This is a genomic window from Pseudophaeobacter sp. C1-32P7 (assembly GCF_041008775.1).
Lineage (GTDB): Bacteria > Pseudomonadota > Alphaproteobacteria > Rhodobacterales > Rhodobacteraceae > Phycobacter > Phycobacter gallaeciensis_A.
The window spans coordinates 44,541-65,979 of sequence record NZ_JAXGFR010000019.1; the positions used below are offsets into that span (position 1 = coordinate 44,541).

The window sequence follows — 21,439 nt, forward strand, 5'->3', positions numbered from 1 at the left end:
AAGACCCCGTTCTCAGAACGGGATCTCGTCGTCGCGGTCAACCAGCTCGGGGTTTTCGTTCTCGGCCGACTTCGGGCGGCTCAGGAAGTCGACCTTCTCGGCGATGATCTCGCAGCCGTAGCGGTCGTTCCCCATGCTGTCGATCCACTTGGTGTAGTGAATGCGGCCGTGGACGAGGACCTTCATGCCCTTTTCGCAATGCTCGGCGACCGTCTTGCCGAGACCGTTAAAGCAGGTGATACGGTGCCATTCGGTGTCCATGACCCGGTAGCCGTTTTCGTCGCGCATCACACGGCCTTCCGAGAGGCGGGGACGCGAGGTGGCGAGGCTGAAGTTGGTGATCTTGGTGCCGCTCTGGGTGGTGCGGACTTCGGGGGTCTGACCGATGTTGCCGGCGAGGATGACGATGTTCTGCATGATAAGCTCCTGTGTGTCCTGTCTTCGGGACCGTCCCTTCGACAAGACCCTGAAAAAGCCCGTCGGATGACGCGTGCACGGTGGACAGCATGGACACCGGACACCCCCAGAGGACCGGGGTGGAGCGGGCAGGACGCCAAAGGCGGCCAACACGGCCCGGACTGACGCGGGGTTGCGCGCAGGAGACCGAACGGGATTAGGGGATTGTCAGTCGAAGGGATGGCCTAGGAGAAAGAGAGATGCGGGGAGCCCATGCCAGACCATGTCCCCTTGCCAATCGGACTGTTTGACCCAAAGCCCGGCACACCACCAGCGGCGCAAGTGTCGATCACCGGCTCTCGCCCCCCTGCCCTTCCCTACTGGGAAATGAATGGCCTTGCCGCGACGGGCTATCGATACCGGAATATTCAGGACACGGACCGCACCCACTAACTGATTGCGATCTCGGGACGTTGTCGCCCAACGCTCTGCAGAAAATGCGGAAGGAAGTCACAGGGGTAAATTCGACGGTCCCGGATTGGCAGATGGCGAAAGGTTGCACCAAGGTAGAAGCCATCGCCACGGTATGGACCACTTCCTGGCCGAACTGATCAGGGAGAGCGGAAACCGCTTGTGTGCCGGTATCGTCGGATTTCGGGCGCCCTGAGCTCTTGGCGCCGACCTAGCTCGGTCACGGCCGGAAACTACGGCTGTTCGTCGATGTGGCGGCGATAGATTGACGGCGGACGACGTGGCTGCATGGAAAACTCCGGGTTCAGTCTGGGTTGGTCGGATCAACTGCGTCCAGCTCGAAAATCGTTGCGTCGGGTTTTGGTCCCATCACACGCGTTGGCAGATTAGGCGCATGCAATTGCCCTCTATGGTGCCCCTTCACCAACACAACCTTACCGCTGCGATAGCGCCGCTCATGTTCGCTCACCCAATGGCGAACAGGGCCGCTTCGCCCGTCCTGGACCTGACGCTCGAACTCAAGGCGAGCCTGCCGCTCCTGCATGTGAGCTGCGGCCTGCGGACCAATGCGGATTGTAAGATGGGATTTCTGCGCGCCCAGAATCCAGGACTTCCCGAACTTTCGAGCGGTCTTTGCATCCTTGGCCGTGAATGTCTCGTTTTCCGTGGGAATTATGCCACCCAAGTCCGGGGAAACCAGCATCGCAAAGAGCGCGTAGGGGATGAAAAGATCGTAACCTGTTTCAACTTGGTGCACCGTGCGCCGATCGTTGATCATTTCCATCGTATCACCGCTCCGCACACGGAATTCGACCATGGAACGGCTCAACTCGACTTCGACGTCGTCATAGTTCAAATCGCCTGTCGGAGTTCGCTTCACAAGCAAAGCGCAGATTGGGTCGACAACCCGCGAATTCTCGCGGCGATGGAACATCGTGATGCGCAAGTGACCCTTGTTTCGATCATCGATGAGATAGCCGCGTAGACCAGTGCCTATGGGTTTGTCGTCATGTCTCGTTACAGGTGAAGCCCGTTCAAAGCGCGCGACACCCAGCTCTCGATCGTCAAATTCGACCCAAACAACGTCGGCGGGGAGCTTTACCTCACCCAGAATGGCCATTGCGGGAAGACCGGTTTCCGAAGCCTGTTTGGCGACTGCGTCATGAAGTGTATCGGCATAGGCTGCAGCCATATGGTCGAGCAGGTATACTTTTGCCTGCTGTAGGGCATCGAGCGCATACTCGCGAAAAAGCCTCAGATCCTCGGACGGCGTAAAGTGCCAAACCAGGTCGTCAGCAGGAGCCGATCTACCCGCAAGCGATGAACCGTATAAGGAAATCAATGATTTGTAGAGCATGCGACGTGACCTGAACCAAATACAACGCAGTGTCCGACGAACCCTGACGATGTTCAAGCTGCATTCATAGCACTTCAATTCAACGCTGATGTCTGGGCAAAGCCAGATTGGCTGACGCTCGAGCTTGTTTTCTTAATGCAAAGGCATGCCGACCATCGTCGGCTCATTCTGCCGGTCGGCCGGAACGGTGGACAGCCGAAAGGCCCGGATCGGAGCCTTGCTCCGAACCCGAGCCGTCTTCGATCCCGTGGGCTTCACGCCCACGGGTCGATTTCACCCACCACCTGAACTTCGTCTCCGTCGATTTCATCTGCCGGGACGGCGCCATAGGTTCCATCACCTGCCTGGAAGACGACGATCGAGACCATGAGCGTGGCGGCGAGGGAAGCGGCGAAGGCGTGAGCATCTTTGCGGGACATCTGTTTGGCTCCTGTCTTGGAGGCGGAGGACCATCCCCCGCGCGACAGGCCCCCGCAGGCCTGAAGACTGGCTGACATCACCGGGCGCGTTCGGCTCGTCCGAATCCACCCGGCGGCACGGGCTCGCCCGTAGTCCGACCCCTCGCGGGTTGATCTCGAAGACGGGATTCGGGGCAAGGAAGGGAATGGCGAGCGGGGGATGGTGCGACCGCTGACTGGAGCCTGATGTTCCGCTGATGCTATCGCTGCCAGCCTCCCGGGCAGGCTCTTGGGTGAAGATCTCTTTCCGTGATGGATTGAATCCTATGGTGCTCGCGATCTCGCAGGACAGGGTCGTGATGGGTGAGAGGCCCGCGCTTGGGCGGGCCCCTTGGGTTCTACACTGGCTCAGGCGGCAAGCTCCGCCTCCCCTGCCCTATCGCTGTCCTCGCTGCCGACAATCTCCAGCCGCGCGTTGCGATAGCCTTCCCTAGAGATCCAGAGTTCGGCAGCCGTGACAGACTCGGCCAGGTGGAGCAGCTCCGTGCAACCGCCGAAATTCAGCAGGACGCGCACCTGTCCGGGCTTCGGCTCCTCAGCCACCTCGAAGGTCAGCGCACTGTCAGCCGAATGCGTTCGCATGATGGTGACGAGGATGCCCCCGTCCGAAGAGAAGTTCCCCTCGTGCAGCGTGAACGACGCCGGTGCGATCCAGGTCGGATAGGGTCGCGGCGGCTCCTTCTTGACGAGACGGCCGACGCCGTTCGAGCGTTCCCAGGCCGCGAGCTTCCTCGTGAACCGCGCAGGCGGTTTCGGACTGTTGTCGGTGTAGCGAATGAGCGCCCCCAGGGGCGCGGTGTCGAGAATGGTGGTTGCAGACATGATTCCTCATCCTGAATGCACAAAATTGCATTCATCTTATTGATATTATTGTATTTTATGTGATCGAGGGCGGGTTTCCCCGCCCTCGGATGGTCCAGATCACTCCGCGGCCATTATCGATGCTTCATTGCTCGGCAAGTCAGCGGTGAGGAAGGCGGGAAGGTCGACCTCTTCGGCCTGCTCGGAGCCGGGAACGGGCTCAGACACCCCCTGCCCGTCTTCGGCATCGAGCGCCGCCAGGTCGTGACGGCGAAGAACCTCCGGCAACCAGCCGCTTCCTTTCAGCAAACGCGCGGCTTCGGTCGCCATCTCGCCCTTTTTCAAATGTTCGAGGAGTTGCGCCGTCCCCTCCCCTTTCGCCTCGCGCACGGCCTTGAGGATCCGAGCCTTGGGCACACGGTGCAGATAAGTATCGACCGTCGGCTCCCAGCCCGCCTCGACCATGTCAAGATCGACCGCCTGTGCGACCAAGTCGGACTGGGTCATCCGCCTGGTCAAACCGCTGGCGGAGATACCGGCACCATAGGGGTTCACCTTCTCATGGAGCGCGTTGATCCCGAAACTGAGGCAATGCGCGAGCAGCGACAGCCGGCTCCCTTGATCAAGGGAGGTCAGGTAGTCCCAGAGCGCGGCATCGTCGCCGAGCGGCAAGTCGGCCTCCCACTCCGTGTGGCGATCGTTGACCAGCTTGGCCACCACGCTATCCTTCAGATCGCTCGCCTGCGCCGACATGTAGACGTGACGGACCGAGGCCTCGAGGCAGCTGCCGGTCGAACTGGACGTCCGGAAGGTGTCGTTGACAAGCTTCAAGAGTAGCAGCGTCAACGCGACGTCGGGGGAGCGCCCGACAGCTTCGCGCAGTGCCAATGTCCGGTGCGCCGTCAACTCCATGACCAGTCGCTCAGGCAAGGGCTTCAACGCACCATCATCGTGGTCGTCGGGCACGTTCGCGCCAAGCGCCTGACCAGCAGAGGTGATCACCGTGCCATGGCCAATACCATCCGCGCTGTTAGGAGCTGAAAGCTCAGCGCCCTGCCCGTCTGCCGCCTGTTCACCGCTGTGGACGTCGGCATCTTGCCGAGGTTCATCCTCGGGCCGGACAAAGCCCCGATAAACTGCAAGCTCGCCATAGCGATCAAGCGTCACGAACGCTCCTGCCCTCGCGGTCTCCTCCGCGTCGAAGATCAGCGGCCGAGCCTCGAGCTTCTCCATCGCGACTTCCAACTCGCCAAGTCGCGCGTCGATCTCTTCGGGGAATTCATCCTGGCCCTCGTATTGCTCTTCGAGCGCCCGGTACTCGGCAAGCAGCTTGGCATGGGCCGCGCCTTCGTCATCCGTCATCGGCGCCGGGTCTCCGCTTAGCCGCCGCAAACCGTGGCTGTAGCCATAGGGCAGGTCGAGCGAGACCTCGATCCATTTCCAGCCTTCGGTCGCGATCGCTTCGGCTTCAGCCTGAAGCTTCTCGCTGACGAGACGATCCAGCAGGGCAGGGTCTTCCAGCCAGCCGCCGTCATCGCCTTGGAAGAGGTCATGCAACAAGGTGCCACCAGCCGTCTCGTACGCCTCGACGCCGACAAAGACGGCCCGACGGTCAGAGGCGCGCACAGAGGTTTCCGTCAGCATCCGCCGGATCTGATAGGGCTCCTTGTTCCAGGATGACCGGATCGCCTCCCAGACCTGAACCTGGCGCTCATGATCCAGATTGACCGTGAAGGCCATCAGCTGCTCCAGCGTCATCTCGTCCTCGGCATAGAGCTCAAGCAGGGCAGGGGCCACGGCGGCGAGTTTCAGGCGCTGTTTCACCACCTGCGGCGTGACGAAGAAGGCGGCTGCGATCTCTTCATCGCCTTGACCTTTCTCCCGCAAAGCAACGAAGGCGCGGAACTGGTCGAGCGGATGCAGGGCTGCACGCTGCATGTTCTCAGCGAGCGAGTCGTCTTCGGCGAGGATCGCGGAAGTGGCATCCCGTACGATGCAGGGGATGGGCGTCGTCTTGGCCAGACGCTTCTGCTTCACCAGGAGCGAGAGTGCTTGGAAGCGCCGGCCGCCAGCGGGGATTTCGAACTTGCCGGTCTCGGACCCGTCATCCGCCAAAACGGGCTGAACGCTCAGGCTCTGCAGCAACCCGCGGCGCGCGATGTCTTCGGCCAGTTCCTCGACCGAGATGCCGGCCTTGATGCGCCGGACGTTGGACTGGCTCAGCACGAGCTTGTCGAAGGGAATGTCCCGGGACGGGGACAGGGTGACTTTCTGGGCAGATTTCGCCATCAGATCTTCTCCACAACGGGCGCCGGAAGCCACTCTTCCGATCTCACTTCCCGTCACCCCTTTCACAGCCCATCTCTACCTCTCAACATGTCCACCGCGGTGGACATCACGCAGTAGCTGCCCCAGAACGAGAAAGCCTCTCCAACAACAGCGATGGGTTGAAGTCAGTTTCTCTGCGACCGAGCGTGATGCTGTGGAAATACGCTCCAAAGTCTCGAATGCGGTTGCTCATCTGGAGAATTATGAAGATGGCGCACGATGCTTTTTGAGAGCCTATCTTCCTAGCAGCCTTTTCGAAGGTGCTTTCGTGGATTCCCATCATTGGAGCGAGCGTTCTCGCGTGGCTTTCGACATCGTGCCAGTTCCTAAGTGAGTTCGTCGCGAAGGATGTAGCCTGGTCACAAACGGTTGTGAGCGTTTGTAGGGGAAGTGTTTCGTTGTCGGTCCCGCTTTCTAAATCTTTTTTTTCTTTTTTAGACTTAGAATGGTGGCGGACAGTTTGCCCGTCATTGGCGGGCAGTTTCATTGTTTCTGGTGCGTCCACCGCGGTGGACATCTGTTTGCATTGAGCCTCCAGTTCGCCGAGCAAAGCACGATACTCCGCGATCGAGAGCTTCCTCCGAAGAACTCGGCGTACCTGATGAGTGAGTTCGTTCTCGGGGTCAGCTTCGTCGATCTGAGCAAGTTTGGTTAGGATTTGCTTTCGCAAAAACACGCGATCCCGACGAGCGTTTTCCATCGCTTGGGCTGTCGCAAGTAGTTCGCCGGCACGCGCGAGCAACGGAGCCAGCGACAAGCCATAGCTAATGGACTGACCTTCGGAGGACTTCACTCGGTATCTCTTGCGATTTGGGCTGTCGTGGCGCTTCATGAAACCGAGTTCAACAAAGCGATCGATGTGCCTACGGAGGGTTCGTTCATCGATCCCGCCAACTCGACGGCAGATCTCGTCGTTGGAAGCGAAGACTGTGTCTCCATGCCCGGGCTTGAGAAAGCTCAGCATCGCTTGGAGCGTTTGAACATGTCCTGGACGGAGACCTAACAGGCTGCGAGTATCTCTGAGCGCGCGGAAGACTGCCCAGATGTCGGTCTCAGGTGTTGACGTGGCGGGGGTGCCCTTGCCGACGCCAAAGGTCTGAACGGAAAGCTTTGTGAATGCCATGTTTGTTGAACGACGACCGTTGCGGCCCACAACTTCCCCGGCTCTTCCCGCTGTTTTTTGGCGAGAAAAGGCAACAAAAAGACGTCCACCGAATCGGTGACTCTTGACCGGTATGTCGGAGATTGCTACATCACAGGTGCTAATCAGATGATGAGGGCTCTCCGGGGGAAACCTTGGGGGGCTCTTTCTTTTTGGTCTTCGCCTTTCTCCTCTGCTCGTGTTTTTGGTTATGACCGGGGATCAGCTCCCCGAGCCTCTCTCATTCTGCCATTGTTCAAAAAGCTGTCGCAGCGTGGTTTCCGCGCGCTCTTCGAGCCATTGGCCGAATTCCGGGTTGTCCTTGCGGGTGATCTTGATAGCGATCGACTTGCCATCGACTGAAAGTGTGCCGACAGGGCTACCACTATTGTCCTTTACCACGGTCGTTTGGCCCCGGGCGCTTTGGTTGGCTGGGCCACGCGCCTTGCTGGAGCAAGCAACATAGACGGCTTGAAACTTGTCCGAGCTTGGAGTGGTGTCAGGCAGAGAGGCAAGTGTCTCACGCGCAATGTCGACAAGCGGAACCTTCTCTGAAAGTGCAGCAAGATCACCCCATTGGCGTCGACCTACGCCATGAGCCGGGCCGATAAGCCGGACAAGTTCGTCAGGCAGCTGCTCGATGACCACACGATGGTTCGACACACCTTGCCGGGTGAGGCCTAGGGCGTCCTGAATGACGCCAGGCTTGTAACCGGCCTCTTGCATCTCTTTGATAAAAAGAGATTTTTCAATGAAGGACGGATCCAGCCGCAGGTTGTTTTCCTGACCTTGCGCGATCAGAGAAGCATCATCATCGAGCGTTCGAACGATCGCTTTGACGGTTCCACCAACTCTTCGAATGGCTGCAAGTCTGCGACGCCCGTAGATGATGCGGTATCGATCCGGTTGGTCAGAGGGGCGAACCATGATCGGCACTTGCTGACCATGCTTGCGAATGCTTTCGGCGAGATCTTCAATGCTACTATCTTCCAGGATCAGGCGATCCCGGAGACCATCCATATCGATCCGGTCGGGCTCGATATCTCGGATTGAGTTGGCAGTGATTTCCCGGAGAGAATCCCGCAATCCGCCAACCGAGCCAGGTAGCTTCGAGGACTTGACCGGGGCAGGGGAGGGGGCTGACGAGGCTTTCTCGTCCTTCGGAGGTTGGTTGAAGATATTTCGGGCCATCAGCGACGCCCCCATGCCATTTGGATTGTCTGCTCCAGCTCATCGGCAACGCTGTTCACGCTGGTCAAAGCCCGATCAATGGTCTTTCGAATGAGCTGGCTCGGGTCTACCTCGTAGATGGTTTGCTGAGTCATGCCGGCGTCAGAAATCGCCGTCGACTTCAGCATCGGCTCAGTCATGACTTGGCCCGCGAGGATTGAACGCAGGTAGCCGGCCATTTGCGTTTGTGGTCCGTCCGACGGCTCATAGCGTGTGATCAGGAACTTTACGAAGTCCCAAGTGACATGCCGTCCAATCGCCTCTTCGACAGCTTTGACCGTTTCCGAAGCAAGCTTGAGAAACTGGCTCATAGAAGCGATGTCGAGCATGCCGGGGACCACCGTCACGAGCAGGCCCGTGGATGCTGCCAATGCTGTCAATGTCAGGAAGCCTAACTGCGGAGGGCAATCGATCAGCACGATGTCGTAGTCGGAATCGACTTCCTCTAACGCCAGAGCAAGACGCTCCGCGAAAATCGGCTGAACCCTGCGCGCAAGGGCGTTCGCTGTCTCGGTTTCATACTCGGACAACATCAAGCCAGCCGGGACCATGTCGAGCTTGTGAAAGTATGTTTTCTGGATGACCTCCGAGAGCGGAACCTGATCATCGTATCTCAATGCGTCGTAGATCGTGCCGCCTTCTGCAAATTCGAGCTCAGGCCGGAAGCCGAAAAATGTCGTCAAACTGGCTTGCGGGTCGAGGTCCAGCACAAGCACGCGGTAGCCACGCAGGGCATACCTGTGTGCCAAATGGATCGTCGCTGTTGTCTTCGAACTGCCGCCTTTGAAATTCACGACCGAAATGACCTGAAGACGGTCGCCGTCCCGGCGGCCAGGTCTGTACGCGTCAGCATTTTTGCCTGTCCGCGCCAAAATGTTGCGGAGGTCGTCAACTTCTTCGGCCGTGTAGAACCTATGACCGCGACCGTCAGTGTGAACTTCTGGGAAGCTGCCATCTTTGTGGCGGTTGCGCAGGTTCGACGTACTAACGCGCAGCAACTCGGCGACCTCGGTCGAGCTGAAGCGGCGCAAGGACTTGCGTTCTTCTGGCTCGAACGCAACTTTCATCTGCCGGTCAAGCGACTCAGCAAGACTGTCTGCGAATGCTCCGATGTCGGAAGAGCCGATGCCTTGCGCGTAGCCCGTATTTCGATCATCCATGTTCTGCCGCCTCTCATGGCCTTTGCTAAGGCTCTTTGTCGTTCTGACGGTCGAAGCCACGTCTGACGCGTTTTGCCGTCAGAATGGAAATGCCACGAACATCTGAGTCCGGCAAGAAGAAACTAGATGTAGTGGAAAAGTTATCCACAGCACCAATTTGGTCGCGCGGGGCGTGCGCTAGATAACGCATTGATTATCAACGATAAAGACCGTGTCGGGCGCAGCCGACACCCTTCGAGATATTTTCTGCTCGCGCGAACTAACCTCTCGGCATTGTTGGATATTTACGTGGTTTTCGTCCAATTGAGGCGATGATTCTGGAAGATTTGGGCCGAGCGAACAGAGTGGTTTGCCGACCATTAGCGCCTACAAAAGGCCGAGGCGCTCTGCACGCTCCAGCAGCATTCTGACCGAGGAAGGCTGCCAGCTGTTTCGACCGCGAGGGGTGCGCTCACGCATGGATTCCAGTCGGTCGCAGATTGCCTGCAAGGTGATCTCCGGGTCAGCACCTTTGATTGCGGCGACAATCGCAGGCAGGCGATCGTCGGTTTCGCGACGTCCAGCGCGTCCAAGCACTTCAGCGGGCAGGAATCCGTCCGCCACGTATGCCTTCACGGCGCGGAGCAGGCGGCTTTGCGTCCAGCGCCGATCATGGGGCAGGGGGCCATTGATGATCCGCAGGACGTCTTCCCAAGCCATATCGGGGCGCAAACGGCGCACATGGGGCACCCAATCCTGCGCAGTTTCGTTCAAGCGCTCCATGTAGCCGTCCTGTCGCGCCAGCCGCACCTTGCGCAGCGCTTCAGGGTCCTTGGCGCGAAGACCTGGGTTGCCGCCGACGCGGCCCTTTGAGCGTGCCGAGACAAGTCCGGCTTTGGTACGCTCGCGGATCAGAGCGCGTTCGAACTCAGCCGCAGCGCCCAGAACCTGCAGTGTGAACTTGCCCTGCGGGGAGGACGTGTCGATCGGGTCCATCAGCGATCGGAAGAATGCGCTCTTCGCCTCCAGCCGTTCGATGACCTCGAGGAGGTGGGAGAGCGACCGCGCCAGACGGTCGATGCGCACCACGACCAGCGTATCGCCCTTCCCGATCCGCTCGAGCACGCGGGCCAGCACGGGCCGTGCGCGGTTGCCGCCCGAGGCCTGCTCTTCGTGGATCTCGACGCAGCCCGCGGATTTCAGGGCCTGCGACTGGGGCAGGGGGGTCTGATCTTCGGTCGAGACGCGCGCATAGCCGATCAGGGGCATCAAAACAGGCCGTTTGCAGTTTAGGATATCATCAATAAACGACCGTTTGTAAATGAATGCAAGGGCGCGCTCTGTGGCGCTGTTCATCAGAAAGCCCTTGGTTTCCATACGCAGAGCGCGATCAGGGAGGTCTCGCGGACCATCGCGCGCGCGTGCTATGTAAGGTGTACAAACGCACTCTGATAAAACCCTTGGGTAAAGCTCAAAATAGCTGTATTTTGCGCATATGAGGCCTGGAACCCCCGCATTGTATGATGAATCCGACGCGCTCGGCATTTATGCTGAGGAGGTCGAACAGGCGTCTGAGGACGACCTGTGGTTTCTGCCCGGTCCGATGGACGACGAGCCGGACTATTTGCCGCCGGGACCACGGGCCGAACCGCGTGAAACCGAGGTCCTCGACGAATGGCGGAAGGCAGAGGGCGGGCAGGCCGCGCGTCTTGCCCGTGTGGCCGGTCGCGTCGGCGCGCTGGACGACCGGTTGAAGCGCGGACCGGAAGGATGGCGGCATCGGCTTGCGCTGATGGAGGCCGCAGATTTGAGCTGGCACACCGGTGACCGCATCAGCCAAGACCGGCTGGCGCTCTGGATCTCGCTGCGCCTGTCCGGTGTCCAGGACGACACGGCGGCGCTGGCGCGAGTCGGATGGGCGATTCGGCGACTGACGGGTGGACCGGGACCGGAGCAGGACCTTTCCGCCTTCCTCGACCGTCGCGACCCCGAGAACATCAGTGATGAGACCGAGCCGTTCGTGGATCGCGCGAGCGGTTGGCTGGATCTGATGGGGCAGGCCACGGACCTGCACCCGATCACTCGCGCTTGCGCGGGCTTTCACCTCTGGCGCCTCGCGGGGCTCGGGCAGCACGACGACCGTATGGAAGCGGCTGTCGCAGCTGCGCGGATCGCGGCCAGCGATGGAAGAGGCGCAGTCTTCACGCCTCTGGCCATGGGCGGGGCAGGGGGACTACGAGCCGGTGGTTCACCGTTCGAACGTCTGGAACGCTGGCTATACGGGATGGAAGCCGCGTGCCTGACCGCGGTGCGGCACCTTGACGATATCGAGGCATGGTCGGCGCGGGCGGAAGCCGAAATGACATTGCTCTCGGGCAGGACGCCGCCGGCCTTGCGCGCAGTGCTGACCGAATGGCCGCTCGTCTCTGCGCCAATGGCCCAGGCCCTGACGAGTGCCAGTCGCGCCGCTGTTCAGCGCAACCTTGCATGGATGCAAGAGCGGGGTCTGATCCGCGAGGTGACAGGACAGGGGCGGTTCAGGATGTGGAAGGCGACAAACTGAAGGTTAGCGTGGGTCTCACCCGCTCACTCGACAGCAGCGATAACCGCGAGCACGCGGCAGGGCGCGCAGAAACTCACCAACACTTAATGCATTTGTTGCACTTATTTCATATATGGTGGTAGAGAACAGAAACCGGAGAGGAGACCACCATGAACATGCTGGCACACCGACATCTTCCGCCCACGCCGCAGGACGCAGCGATTGCGCGCGTCTCTGGCCAGGCATTGTCACGCTTCGCCCAGGCGCGCGCGCCGTTGAAACTTCGTGTGACGGACTCCGAGCAGATGGAGCCGATCGAGCTTCCTGCGGGCGCCGTATCGCTGCTCATGGAGATCCTCGAGGCGATGGCAGCGGGGCGGGGGGTCACCATCATCCCCGAGAACGCCGAACTCTCGACCGTACAGGCCGCTGAGGTTCTGAACGTCTCGCGTCCGTTCCTGATCAAGCTGCTCGAGGATGGTGCCATACCGCATCGGAAGGTCGGCAAGCATCGCCGCGTCCGCATGGAAGACGTGATGTCCTACAAGGCCGCGATCGATACCGAGCGTGAAGCTGCGCTCGATCAACTGGCCGCCGACGCTCAAGAGCAGGACATGGGCTACCGCTCGAAATGAGCCAGTACACGGTCCTGTTCGATGCGAACGTCCTTTATCCCGCGCCGATGCGCGATGCACTGATGCAGTTGGCGGTCACAGACCTTTTCAAGGCCAAGTGGACGGCCGATATCCATCGGGAGTGGATTGATGCGCTTCTGCGCAATGAACCTCATCGGGAGCGCGCCGCGCTGGAACGAACTCGCGACTTGATGGACAGGGCCACACGCGACTGTCTGGTCACCGGCTACGAGGCATTGGTGCCGGCCCTAACACTGCCGGACCCTGACGATCGGCACGTTCTGGCGGCGGCAATCGTTGGGCGCTGTGACGCGATCGTCACGCAGAACCTGAAGGACTTCCCACCAGCGGCACTTGCGCCCTTTGGCATCGAGACCCAACACCCTGACGACTTTTTCCGGAACCAACTGTCTCTCGCGCCCGGTCTGGTCTGTTCCGCGCTGCGGAAAGTTCGCGCGCGCCTCAAGAATCCGCTCAAAAGCGTCGACGAGTATCTCGCGATCCTGACACAGCAGGGGTTGGTCGCCACGGTTGCCGACCTGGAGCAATTCGCCGACCTGCTTTGATCCCAGAACTGCCCTGACTGAATACGTTCTGGCCAGAGTTGTGGCACCCGATCCATCATCACCGCGAGATTTCGCCCGCCAGGACTGCACGCCCGTGGACTGCAAGCGTAGCAGTGAACCTCGGGCAACCGAACTGCCGGATCACGGCGACAATGCGCGCATCGTACGCCGCTTGCCCTATGACGCGACACAGGTCTGACGCGTGAAACTGGCGGTTCGAGCTTGGCGCAGCCTTGATCTGTTCGTGCAGCTCGCGCTCTCGTGGCTCTTGAACCGGCTGTGGTGCGGGGAGAGCCGGTGGGCGCGTCGCTTCTCCAAGCGAGGTGCGCCACCGGCGCATGAAGCCGAGCAGGAAACCGGCCGGAACCTTGCTGTTCCCACGGGCCCGGTTGAAGGCAAGGAAGCGTTCCCAGATCACTTGCGTATCGACGTTCCAGCAGGGTAGGGCGCTCTTCGCGGCCTTGATCAGCTCGGCCCAGCATGTTCGGAACACGTTCGAGCAACCGTCAATGTTGATCTGTCCTGTGAATATAGTTTTGTTAGATTCTTCTCTAGATAGTGATGTGTCGTCTCCGTCTGACACGAGATCGTGGGTCTGTTCGCCGTCGTCAAAGGCCGCGAAGCGGAAGAGCCAGGGGGCGAACTTGCCGTTCGACTTCTCGCGCTCAAGCTTCAGTTCAGAAGTTTCAAGCTCACTCAGCAGAACGCTCAGGTACTGGCGCGAGACGCCCATCTTCGCTGCCAGAGAGGACAGGGTGAAGGCAGCCGTGCCGCGGGGCAGGCCGTTATACCCGTCCTTCCACGCAATTCCGTCGAGGATGAGCGTGGCCAGTTTGTGCGCCGAAACAGAGAGGTCTGTCTGCGTGATCCGCCTTAGGATCAGGCCAGTCGTTGGTTCCATGGTCGTATCTCCTGAGAGAGACGATGCCATGTCGAGAGCAAACAACATTCTTGCCAGCAAAAACACTTTGCTGGTTGCAGGGGTTCGGACACTGCGCTAGAAGAACCGTGTTCAGGGGTTTTTTTCTAGCGCGGCGTCAGGCTTCTCGGTCTGGCGTCGTTTCCCTTTTTTTGGGTGATGCACTGGGCGTTGTTGCAGAACTCAGTCGGTGAAGGATTCACATCGGGAATCCATGCGGTTAGACGATCTGCATGAGCAAGCCCAAGCCCGCCCGCTACCGCACGACGAACTGGTCCAGCTACAACGATGCGCTCAGGAAGCGCGGATCGCTGCTGATCTGGCTGGACAAGGAGATGACCTGGCACGCGCCGCATGAGGGACGCCCAGGGCGCCCGCCGGTCTTTTCGAATGCCGCGATCCAGTTTTGCCTGTCGCTCAAGGTTCTGTTCAAGCTACCGCTCAGGCAGACAGCCGGAATGGTCGCGAGCCTCCTGCGCCTGGCAGGGCTAGACTGGCCCGTTCCGGACTACTCGACGCTGTGCCGCAGACAGAAGACCCTCAAGGTGCAGATCCCCTATCGCCGTGCCGAAGGGCCGCTGAATCTTCTGGTGGACAGCACCGGCATCAAGTTTCTTGGCGACGGCGAATGGCAGGCCCGCAAGCATGGCGTTCAGGGCCGCCGCCAATGGCGCAAGGTGCATCTGGCGATGGATATCGCCACCTCGGATATCCGGGCCGTCGAGTTCACCCCTAGCCGGGAAGGCGACAGCCCAGTCCTGCCGGACCTGTTGGGCCAGATCCCCGAGGACGAGGACATCGGCACCGTGACCGCGGATGGTGCCTACGATACCCGCCGCTGCCACGGCGCCGTCATCGCACGCGGTGGCACGGCAATCATACCGACCCGAAGGAACGGTCGAGCTTGGAAAGAGGACTGCCCGGCTGCCAAGGCGCGCAACGAAACCCTGCGCGCCACGCGTCACTACGGTCGGGCATTCTGGAAGCGGTGGACCGGATACCACGCCCGTAGCCGAGTGGAGGCCAAGATGCGATGCCTGAAGGCCTTCGGTGAGCGCATCGCCGCGCGGGATCCAGATCGCCAAACCGCCGAAATCCACATCCGGGTCGCCCTTGTCAATCGCTTCAACGCGCTCGGCACCGCCCACGTCGTCCGCGTGGCATGAAACTGAATGGGAAAGGGGCACTCACAACTCAGGCCGACTTTCTGCAACAACGCCCATCGCGCCCCATGTTCAAGGTGGAGCGCTGGTGAATTGAGGGCAGAAACTGAAGACGACGGCCGCATCGCCCTCATTCAATCGGACATCTGGATCGGCTTTCCCCGAGCGGAGCAAGTGCTGGACCGGCTGCATGGTCTGATTGAGATGTCGCGGCAGACCCGCATGCCTGGCCTTCTGGTGCATGGGGCGTCCGGCATCGGCAAAACAATGATCGCCCGCAACCTGTCGCGACGCTATGCGCCGGAGTATGATCCGGAGTCGGGCGTCACCCACACCCCGTTACTTCTGTTGCAGGCGCCACCCGCTCCTGATGAGCGGCGGTTCTATATGCACATCCTCGCAGCCGTCGGAGCCCCGTCGTCGACGCTGAGCCTGAAGGCGCAGAGTGTTGCCTCGCTGGAAGTTCGGGTCGTGGGCCTTTTGCGCGACCTCGGGCTGCGGATGATCATGATCGACGAAGTCCACAACCTTCTTGCGGGCACGCATAGGGAACAGCGCCGGTTCCTCAATGTCTTGAGGTATCTCAGCAACGAGCTGGAGGCATCTTTGGTCTGCTACGGTGTCAGCGAAGCCGTCGATGCCATTCGCGGCGATGTCCAACTGGCCCGTCGGCTTGATGAACACCACCTGCCGAATTGGCGCGATGATGCCGAGTTTTCGGATATGATCCAGACATTGATCGCGGCCATGCCGCTGGAGAAGAAATCCAATCTGCAAGTGCGGTCGCTCAAGCAGATCCTCGCATTAACTGGCGGGGTGACGTCCCGCATCTTTGCCTTGGTCAAGGATCTGTCCATCGACGCGATCATCAGCGGTGACGAGTGCGTCACTGATGATGCCATCGCAAAATGGACACCGGTCTGGTCGCGCCATGCAAACGCTCAGCGACGGCTCGAGAAATCTGGGGCGTGACGTGTATCCCGCTGCCGATATCGGTGACGCCAGTGCCGGACGAGTTGCTTTCTGGTTGGTTATCGCGACTGGCCGCTTCCAATCATTGCGAGGTAGCAGACCTGCTCGCCCATATCGGGATCGACGCAAAATATGCTGCAGCCCTTGATTTTGATCTCGACATGCTGGCCGCGGATAGGATTTCCGTTGCGGCGCGCTTCGATCCAGCGTTCGTGTCGTCGATGACTTTCGCGGCGATGCCGGAAGCAGAGATGCGGTTGACCGCACAGGTGCCGTTCCAGGCTTGCACAAGCTGCGCTGATGGCGGCCTTGAGCTCAGGCACTGGCGTAGGGCCTGGGCGTTCGACTGCCAGATTTGTGGTGCCCGGCTTCTTCCAAAGGCCGACAGGCAAAATGGCGCAGCGGTCTCCGAAAAGCTGGTTGATCGTGCCCGCCGGGGGGCACGGATCCTGGAGCGTGTCGCGGTGTCGGGCAGCGCGCGTCAACTACGCCGAGCCATGCGGGCGGTCACCTTCGCGATGGGACTCAAAGCTTTATGTGGAGACCCTTTCTTCGCGCTTCAAAGCCCCCGCCCGAACATAAGGCTCTTCTGCCTTGCCGCCATTGCCTCCGCCCAATCACGTCCACTGGTAAAGGCTGCGTTGTGCAGCATGGACATCGACGTCTACGCACGAGTTGCCCTGCTTCGCGCCTACGATAAGGAGCCCCGACTGCTTGCAACCGTCGACCAGATTGCTCAGCGGATGCGACTACGCGTCGGCGGTTCAGCCACCTCATCTCAAATTTAAGGGCAAGAAAGGCCGGAAAACGCGCCGTGTCTCGGATTTAAGGGCAAGGCGACACCCACTTCCGAGAGAACCAGGAACGGTTGCCTGACCATGCTGCGGCTGCCATCCATGCGTTGATCTGCCAAGCGGAGGCGATTGCCGATCAGGCTGAGGCCCTGGAGAAACGGATCCTCGAGTGGCACCGGACGCACGAGACGAGCCGGCGACTGGCGACCATTCCCGGTATCGGACCGATCACCGCCAGCGCAATTGCTGCAAATGTTCCGGATCCGAGCCTGTTCCGCTCGGCACGACAGTTCGCGGCCTGGCTAGGCCTGACGCCACGGGCGAACTCAAGCAGTGGCAAGGATCGACAGACCGGGATCAGCAAGCAGGGTGATGGATATATCCGGCGACTGCTCGTTTCCGGCGCGACTGCGGTGCTTCGCTTTGCAAGGCAGGGCGATGCCGGCAAGGCTTGGATGCTTGGGCTTAAAGCACGCAAGCGACCGAAAGTCGTTGCGGTCGCGCTCGCCAACAAGACTGCCCGGATCGCTTGGGCGCTCCTGCGCCGCAACGAGATCTACGCGGCCCCTGTCTCCTGAGCGCGGAACCGCTGACGGAATGCGTGAAGCTGAGAAGAGATGACAAACCGGTCGAACCGGGGATCGGGACACCCCAGGGGGTCAAGGCGCAGAAAGCGCGCAATTTTGATTGGGACCCGATCCGCGGACTTCATCTGGGCCAGCGGCTAGACCGCACCACAAAGGCCGTAGACATGACTGCTTTCGGCATAGGCGCGTCAATTCCCAGCTTGCGCAGCAGGGGTCGTCCAGACATGGGAACACTTGCCCTCGCCAGAGATGCCCACTGCGCGTTGGCGACGGTCCACCAATGACTTGCGCCACCGGACCTGTGGGGGAACCGGCGCAGCGCCAGTTCCCCATCGGCTCATTCTGCCGGAACCCAGGGCCGGTTATAGGCTGCCACGCGCCAATCACCGTGTTCGATGAACCGGGGGGCGCTCCCGGTTTCCAGCGCCTCGGCTGCGGCGTTCAGCGCCTCGGGCGATGTCTCGGGCCAGGCGCCCGTTTCGATCCGTTCGACCAGGGTCTCGACGATGGCCGTGCTTTCGGCAGCCGTGAACTCGCAATGGCCCGTGCCCTGGACCAGCGACTGCCGATACAGATCGCCGGTACCCTGCTCCTGCACCAGCGCGCCGTAGCCTTCCATCAGCGTGTAGGGAATGGCCCAGTCGCCCAGCATGTGGATGCGGATCGCCGGAACCTGCAGATCGCCGGTCGTCGTGCGCCCGTCTGCGGCCCAGAAATCGCGCGCATAATCCGAGGCCGCGATGCGGGGGGCGGCGTCGATCCTGGCAATGTCGGCCTGAAGGTCCAAACCGGCCTGTTCGTAGAGCGCCTCAACCGTCCGCGCCATCGCGGGTGCGGCATTCTGGTAGAAGGCGGCATAGTCGACCCCCTCGTTCCCGGAAAGTTGCTGCCCCGATGCGGCGTTTTCGAACAGAAGCCGCGAGGACCCGCCAACATTACCGCCGATGCGCAGCGCCGAGGCCACGATCATGTCGGCCATGGCGCCGGCATCCGCGGTGTCGGGTAGTTCGGTCCCCTCGACCATCCACGGCGACCACTGTCCGATGGCGAAGGCAAGCGCCAGCCGCGCGCGGCCCTCCGGGCTTTCGCCCGCCGTTTCGATGGCGGCCATCCAGGACGCACGGATCGCGTCAAGGCTGCGCTCGCCACCCGCTCCGGCATTGGGCAGGCCGACGATGGCGAGATCGCTGGCCGGACCGTGCCCAGCGGCCTCATAGCTTTCGCCCAGCAGGGTCTGCATGGCGAACCAGCCATCCAGGAAACTGCTCATGATCCAGACCGGCGTATGGGCGGCAAGCACGGCGGCACCGTCGATCCTGTCCGGGTAATCCTCGGCCGAAGCGAGGCTGTCGAGCCCTCCGCCAGAACAGCCGTATTGCAGCACCATGTCAGGAGCGCGCTCCAGGTCCGTGAAAATGTCCTGAACAGCTTGTAGATTCAGGATTTCACGCTGCGGATCGTATTGCCACAGGCGCAGCGGGTGCCGGGCGAGCCCGGCGAAGGCATAGCCACGACCGAGCAGGTCGTCATACCGCTGGACCGCTGACGCGACCGAAACGTTGCTGGCGAAATCCAGATCCCTGAGTAGTCGACCATTCCAGTTCTCGGGCACGCGGATCAGCCATGCCGTCCCGTCCGGCAGGGTTCCCGCATGTTCGTTGAAGGCGGGCTGCTCCTGCGCCGACGCGAGCGGGGCGAAGCCCGCGGTCAGAGCGAGGCAAAGCACCACCATTCCGGTCCGCGAACGCGGGCCGACCAAATTGGCTGTCCGTGACATGAATTTCCTCCAGTTTGATGCAGCGATGAAATCCGGCTCCTCTTCCGGGGAACCATCGCCGGGAAAAACATAGATAGCTAATTATTAGTGTCAAGGGCTCTGATGCACAAATCGGCTTAAGGCCGAGGTTCCCCTTTCCCCGGACGGACTTATCCCACAGCTTCCGTGACGGGTATTCCGAGCGCGGTGTAGCCGTTCAGGACGGCGATGCGGACCTGGAGTTCGGCGACCTGTCGATCGAAGTCCCGTGCCATGAGCCGCTGGCCCAGCAACTTGATACAATGCATCTTTGTCTCGACGCGGCTTCGGCGGTGGTATCCACTCCATCGTCGCCAGAGCGCGCGGCCCAGGTATTTCGCCGCGCGCAGGGCCTCATTTCGCGCCACGGCTCCGGCGGTGATCGTCTTCCAGGGCTTCGCGTTCTTGCGGGGCGGGATGACGGCATGGGCACCGCGATCTGCAATCGCATCGTGGCATTTGCGCGTGTCGTAGGCGCCATCAGCCGTAACGCTACCGATTTCCTGGTCCTGCGGGATTTGGTCGAGAAGGTGGGTAGGATGGGCGCATCACCGATGTGGCTCCCGGTGACTTCGACGGCCCGGATCTCCAACGTTTCTTCATCGATCCCAAGGTGGAGCTTGCGCCAGACGCGCCGTTTCGGGCCGCCATGCTTGCGTGCGTGCCACTCGCCTTCACCTTCGACCTTGATCCCGGTGCTGTCGATCAGCAGGTGCAACGGCCCCTTGGAGCCGCGGTAGGGGATGTTCACGGCCAAGGTCTTCTGGCGGCGAGATAGCGTGCTGAAGTCGGGCACCGTCCAGTTCAGGCCGACCAGCCGTAGCAGGCTCTCGACGAACCCGGTCGTCTGCCGGAGCGCCATGCCGAACAGCACTTTCATCGAGAGGCACGTCTGGATAGCGGCATCGCTGTAGGTCTGCTGGCGGCCACGCCTGCCTGTCGGCGCGGCATCCCAGCTCATCTCGGGGTCAAACCAGATCGTCAGCGAGCCCCGGCGCTTGACTGCTTCATTGTAGGCTGGCCAGTTCCTGGTCTTGTAGGTCGGGGGTATGGGTCTGCTCATGCAGCCTGACTAACAGACTGGATTCGCAAGGTGAAACCTTCACAGCATTTGCGCAACATGTATAACCGCCCCTTGCGCAAGAGGGTTTCTGGATCAGTTTCGCGCGGTGTCGGGTGCTGACATGTATCCGGCCTCTGTTGCGGCCATCATCACGCCGCGGGCCCGTATGGTGTTCGCAGGTCGGGTCCAGATCAAAGCCGCGTGCTCGATGGCACTCTGTTGCGCTCTGGTTCTCCCGATCCCGTCTCACGACCGTGCGCCAAACGTCTCCTTGCCCTCTTCCGCTCCGACGTCCTCGCGACCAGTGACGGCTTACGCCGCAGCGGTCGGAGACTGGTAGGCGCCGCCTCGGGCCATCAGCGCCCAGACGATCCGCGCCATTTTGTTCGCCAGCGCGACCCGCACCAGCATCGGCGGCTTGCGCGTCAGCATCTCGCCAAGCCATGTGCCCGGCCGGGCAGCGGCATGAACATGCCTGTCGCGTAGCCCTTAATTGTGAGATGAGAAATCCAACGAAATCAACGGCCTTGCTTTGCCCTTAAATATGATATTTTGCCTTTAAATCGGGAGTGGACAGAACATGGGGGTCGTCGTCGGTGATCTGGCCTGTGCTAAGGTAAGCTCTTTGTATGGGGGGCTGCCATGGACGTACGGATTACAATCGAAACTACCTTCGACAACGGGGAGAAGCGCACTCATCAGCTTGACGGCATTTCTCGACCATACCGGGTGACCTGCCCAGACGGGATCGGGCTGCGCCTCGAGGATGGGAAAAGGATCCTCGAACAGATCCAGAGGGTAATCCTTTACGATCAGGTCGATGAGATCATTCGAGAAAGCCGCGTATGCCCGGATTGCGCCTCGGTTCGTGCCATTCATGACTATCGCACGCGCGATCTCGACACGCTCTTTGGGCGGGTTCGGGTCAAAGCCGCGCGCTTGCGCCGCTGTTCGTGTGATGCCAGGTCAGCGGCGATGCCCGGCGGACCTATTTCTCCGCTGGCCTATTTCTTTCCTGACCGGGCTACCCCGGAGCTGCAGCGGCTCCATGCGGAACTCGGGTCCCGGCATTCCTTTCGCGA

18 protein-coding genes and 4 pseudogenes are annotated in these 21,439 nt (G+C 60.8%); 9 read left to right on the forward strand and 13 right to left on the reverse strand.

Annotation, left to right across the window (positions count from 1 at the left end; all coding sequences use genetic code 11):
* Positions 1–12: 12 nt before the first annotated feature.
* Positions 13–417 carry a single-stranded DNA-binding protein gene (locus tag SM763_RS20135; RefSeq protein WP_008335991.1) on the reverse strand — a complete coding sequence of 135 codons (405 nt, stop codon included), beginning with the start codon at positions 415–417 and terminating at the stop codon, positions 13–15.
* 252 nt (positions 418–669) lie between these two features.
* Between SM763_RS20135 and SM763_RS20140 the strand changes: the two genes are divergently transcribed.
* Positions 670–849 (forward strand): hypothetical protein, encoded by a 180-nt coding sequence (locus SM763_RS20140; protein ID WP_368999568.1) that lies wholly within the window; start codon positions 670–672, stop codon positions 847–849.
* 322 nt (positions 850–1,171) lie between these two features.
* Here SM763_RS20140 and SM763_RS20145 read toward each other — a convergent pair whose 3' ends face one another.
* From SM763_RS20145 to SM763_RS20180, 8 genes are all read right to left on the reverse strand, one after another.
* Entirely contained in the window at positions 1,172–2,224 is a 1,053-nt protein-coding gene (locus SM763_RS20145) for a hypothetical protein (protein WP_368999569.1), read from the reverse strand.
* A gap of 254 nt (positions 2,225–2,478) precedes the next feature.
* A complete protein-coding gene (locus SM763_RS20150; protein ID WP_010138195.1) occupies positions 2,479–2,643 on the reverse strand; it encodes a hypothetical protein in 165 nt (54 codons plus the stop codon).
* A 387-nt stretch (positions 2,644–3,030) separates the two neighbouring features.
* Positions 3,031–3,504 carry a UCP036055 family protein gene (locus SM763_RS20155; RefSeq protein ID WP_368999570.1) on the reverse strand — a complete coding sequence of 158 codons (474 nt, stop codon included), beginning with the start codon at positions 3,502–3,504 and terminating at the stop codon, positions 3,031–3,033.
* Between the two features lie 99 nt (positions 3,505–3,603).
* Positions 3,604–5,772 (reverse strand): ParB/RepB/Spo0J family partition protein, encoded by a 2,169-nt coding sequence (locus SM763_RS20160; protein ID WP_368999571.1) that lies wholly within the window; start codon positions 5,770–5,772, stop codon positions 3,604–3,606.
* 106 nt (positions 5,773–5,878) lie between these two features.
* Positions 5,879–6,934: a plasmid replication protein RepC gene (gene repC / locus SM763_RS20165; protein WP_368999572.1), complete on the reverse strand. Its 1,056-nt coding sequence runs from the start codon at positions 6,932–6,934 to the stop codon at positions 5,879–5,881.
* A gap of 240 nt (positions 6,935–7,174) precedes the next feature.
* The gene (repB, locus tag SM763_RS20170) at positions 7,175–8,143 is read right to left on the reverse strand and encodes a plasmid partitioning protein RepB (RefSeq protein WP_368999573.1); all 969 of its coding nucleotides are present in this window, start codon (positions 8,141–8,143) and stop codon (positions 7,175–7,177) included.
* Entirely contained in the window at positions 8,143–9,342 is a 1,200-nt protein-coding gene (gene repA, locus SM763_RS20175; RefSeq protein ID WP_028288490.1) for a plasmid partitioning protein RepA, read from the reverse strand. The genes repB and repA overlap by 1 nt, the downstream gene beginning before the upstream one ends.
* 366 nt (positions 9,343–9,708) lie before the next feature.
* Positions 9,709–10,590 (reverse strand): recombinase family protein, encoded by an 882-nt coding sequence (locus SM763_RS20180; RefSeq protein ID WP_368999574.1) that lies wholly within the window; start codon positions 10,588–10,590, stop codon positions 9,709–9,711.
* A gap of 226 nt (positions 10,591–10,816) precedes the next feature.
* Between SM763_RS20180 and SM763_RS20185 the strand changes: the two genes are divergently transcribed.
* The 3 genes from SM763_RS20185 (at position 10,817) to SM763_RS20195 (ending at position 13,064) form a co-directional block, all read left to right on the forward strand.
* Entirely contained in the window at positions 10,817–11,884 is a 1,068-nt protein-coding gene (locus SM763_RS20185) for a helix-turn-helix domain-containing protein (protein WP_007803223.1), read from the forward strand.
* A gap of 149 nt (positions 11,885–12,033) precedes the next feature.
* Positions 12,034–12,498 carry an excisionase family DNA-binding protein gene (locus SM763_RS20190; protein ID WP_007803221.1) on the forward strand — a complete coding sequence of 155 codons (465 nt, stop codon included), beginning with the start codon at positions 12,034–12,036 and terminating at the stop codon, positions 12,496–12,498.
* Positions 12,495–13,064 (forward strand): PIN domain-containing protein, encoded by a 570-nt coding sequence (locus tag SM763_RS20195; RefSeq protein WP_007803220.1) that lies wholly within the window; start codon positions 12,495–12,497, stop codon positions 13,062–13,064. Before SM763_RS20190 ends, SM763_RS20195 begins: the two co-directional genes overlap by 4 nt.
* Positions 13,065–13,122: 58 nt before the next feature.
* Here the strand turns inward: SM763_RS20195 and SM763_RS20200 are convergent, their stop codons facing one another.
* Positions 13,123–13,965, reverse strand: a complete 843-nt coding sequence (locus tag SM763_RS20200) for a hypothetical protein (protein ID WP_007803218.1) — start codon at positions 13,963–13,965, stop codon at positions 13,123–13,125.
* A 251-nt stretch (positions 13,966–14,216) separates the two neighbouring features.
* On the opposite strand from SM763_RS20200, the gene SM763_RS20205 reads away from it, so the two are divergent.
* From SM763_RS20205 to SM763_RS20220, 4 genes and pseudogenes are all read left to right on the forward strand, one after another.
* Positions 14,217–15,149: an IS5-like element ISRhba5 family transposase gene (locus SM763_RS20205; protein WP_007803217.1), complete on the forward strand. Its 933-nt coding sequence runs from the start codon at positions 14,217–14,219 to the stop codon at positions 15,147–15,149.
* 90 nt (positions 15,150–15,239) lie between these two features.
* Positions 15,240–16,118 (forward strand): TniB family NTP-binding protein, encoded by an 879-nt coding sequence (locus SM763_RS20210; protein WP_007803215.1) that lies wholly within the window; start codon positions 15,240–15,242, stop codon positions 16,116–16,118.
* The gene (locus SM763_RS20215) at positions 16,055–16,906 is read left to right on the forward strand and encodes a TniQ family protein (protein WP_081731462.1); all 852 of its coding nucleotides are present in this window, start codon (positions 16,055–16,057) and stop codon (positions 16,904–16,906) included. Before SM763_RS20210 ends, SM763_RS20215 begins: the two co-directional genes overlap by 64 nt.
* Positions 16,907–16,965: 59 nt before the next feature.
* Positions 16,966–17,490, forward strand: a pseudogene (locus SM763_RS20220) (IS110 family RNA-guided transposase); the annotation flags it as partial.
* 346 nt (positions 17,491–17,836) lie between these two features.
* Here SM763_RS20220 and SM763_RS20225 read toward each other — a convergent pair.
* The 3 genes and pseudogenes from SM763_RS20225 to SM763_RS20235 all read right to left on the reverse strand — a co-directional run.
* Positions 17,837–19,276 (reverse strand): hypothetical protein, encoded by a 1,440-nt coding sequence (locus SM763_RS20225; RefSeq protein WP_239368551.1) that lies wholly within the window; start codon positions 19,274–19,276, stop codon positions 17,837–17,839.
* A gap of 149 nt (positions 19,277–19,425) precedes the next feature.
* Positions 19,426–20,279: pseudogene (locus SM763_RS20230) on the reverse strand (IS5 family transposase).
* 390 nt (positions 20,280–20,669) lie between these two features.
* Positions 20,670–20,834: pseudogene (locus SM763_RS20235) on the reverse strand (IS110 family transposase); the annotation flags it as partial.
* Positions 20,835–20,999: 165 nt separating this feature from the next.
* On the opposite strand from SM763_RS20235, the pseudogene SM763_RS20240 reads away from it, so the two are divergent.
* Positions 21,000–21,439 (forward strand): annotated as a pseudogene (locus SM763_RS20240) (ISKra4 family transposase); the annotation flags it as partial.

What these genes read in the sequence shown, in the direction of transcription:
- SM763_RS20135 (WP_008335991.1), bottom strand. Translation starts at nt 417, where the DNA reads ATGCAGAACATCGTCATCCTCGCCGGCAACATCGGTCAGACCCCCGAA.
- SM763_RS20140 (WP_368999568.1), top strand. Translation starts at nt 670, where the DNA reads ATGCCAGACCATGTCCCCTTGCCAATCGGACTGTTTGACCCAAAGCCC.
- SM763_RS20145 (WP_368999569.1), bottom strand. Translation starts at nt 2,224, where the DNA reads ATGCTCTACAAATCATTGATTTCCTTATACGGTTCATCGCTTGCGGGT.
- SM763_RS20150 (WP_010138195.1), bottom strand. Translation starts at nt 2,643, where the DNA reads ATGTCCCGCAAAGATGCTCACGCCTTCGCCGCTTCCCTCGCCGCCACG.
- SM763_RS20155 (WP_368999570.1), bottom strand. Translation starts at nt 3,504, where the DNA reads ATGTCTGCAACCACCATTCTCGACACCGCGCCCCTGGGGGCGCTCATT.
- SM763_RS20160 (WP_368999571.1), bottom strand. Translation starts at nt 5,772, where the DNA reads ATGGCGAAATCTGCCCAGAAAGTCACCCTGTCCCCGTCCCGGGACATT.
- repC (WP_368999572.1), bottom strand. Translation starts at nt 6,934, where the DNA reads ATGGCATTCACAAAGCTTTCCGTTCAGACCTTTGGCGTCGGCAAGGGC.
- repB (WP_368999573.1), bottom strand. Translation starts at nt 8,143, where the DNA reads ATGGCCCGAAATATCTTCAACCAACCTCCGAAGGACGAGAAAGCCTCG.
- repA (WP_028288490.1), bottom strand. Translation starts at nt 9,342, where the DNA reads ATGGATGATCGAAATACGGGCTACGCGCAAGGCATCGGCTCTTCCGAC.
- SM763_RS20180 (WP_368999574.1), bottom strand. Translation starts at nt 10,590, where the DNA reads ATGCCCCTGATCGGCTATGCGCGCGTCTCGACCGAAGATCAGACCCCC.
- SM763_RS20185 (WP_007803223.1), top strand. Translation starts at nt 10,817, where the DNA reads ATGAGGCCTGGAACCCCCGCATTGTATGATGAATCCGACGCGCTCGGC.
- SM763_RS20190 (WP_007803221.1), top strand. Translation starts at nt 12,034, where the DNA reads ATGAACATGCTGGCACACCGACATCTTCCGCCCACGCCGCAGGACGCA.
- SM763_RS20195 (WP_007803220.1), top strand. Translation starts at nt 12,495, where the DNA reads ATGAGCCAGTACACGGTCCTGTTCGATGCGAACGTCCTTTATCCCGCG.
- SM763_RS20200 (WP_007803218.1), bottom strand. Translation starts at nt 13,965, where the DNA reads ATGGAACCAACGACTGGCCTGATCCTAAGGCGGATCACGCAGACAGAC.
- SM763_RS20205 (WP_007803217.1), top strand. Translation starts at nt 14,217, where the DNA reads ATGAGCAAGCCCAAGCCCGCCCGCTACCGCACGACGAACTGGTCCAGC.
- SM763_RS20215 (WP_081731462.1), top strand. Translation starts at nt 16,055, where the DNA reads ATGGACACCGGTCTGGTCGCGCCATGCAAACGCTCAGCGACGGCTCGA.
- SM763_RS20225 (WP_239368551.1), bottom strand. Translation starts at nt 19,276, where the DNA reads ATGTCACGGACAGCCAATTTGGTCGGCCCGCGTTCGCGGACCGGAATG.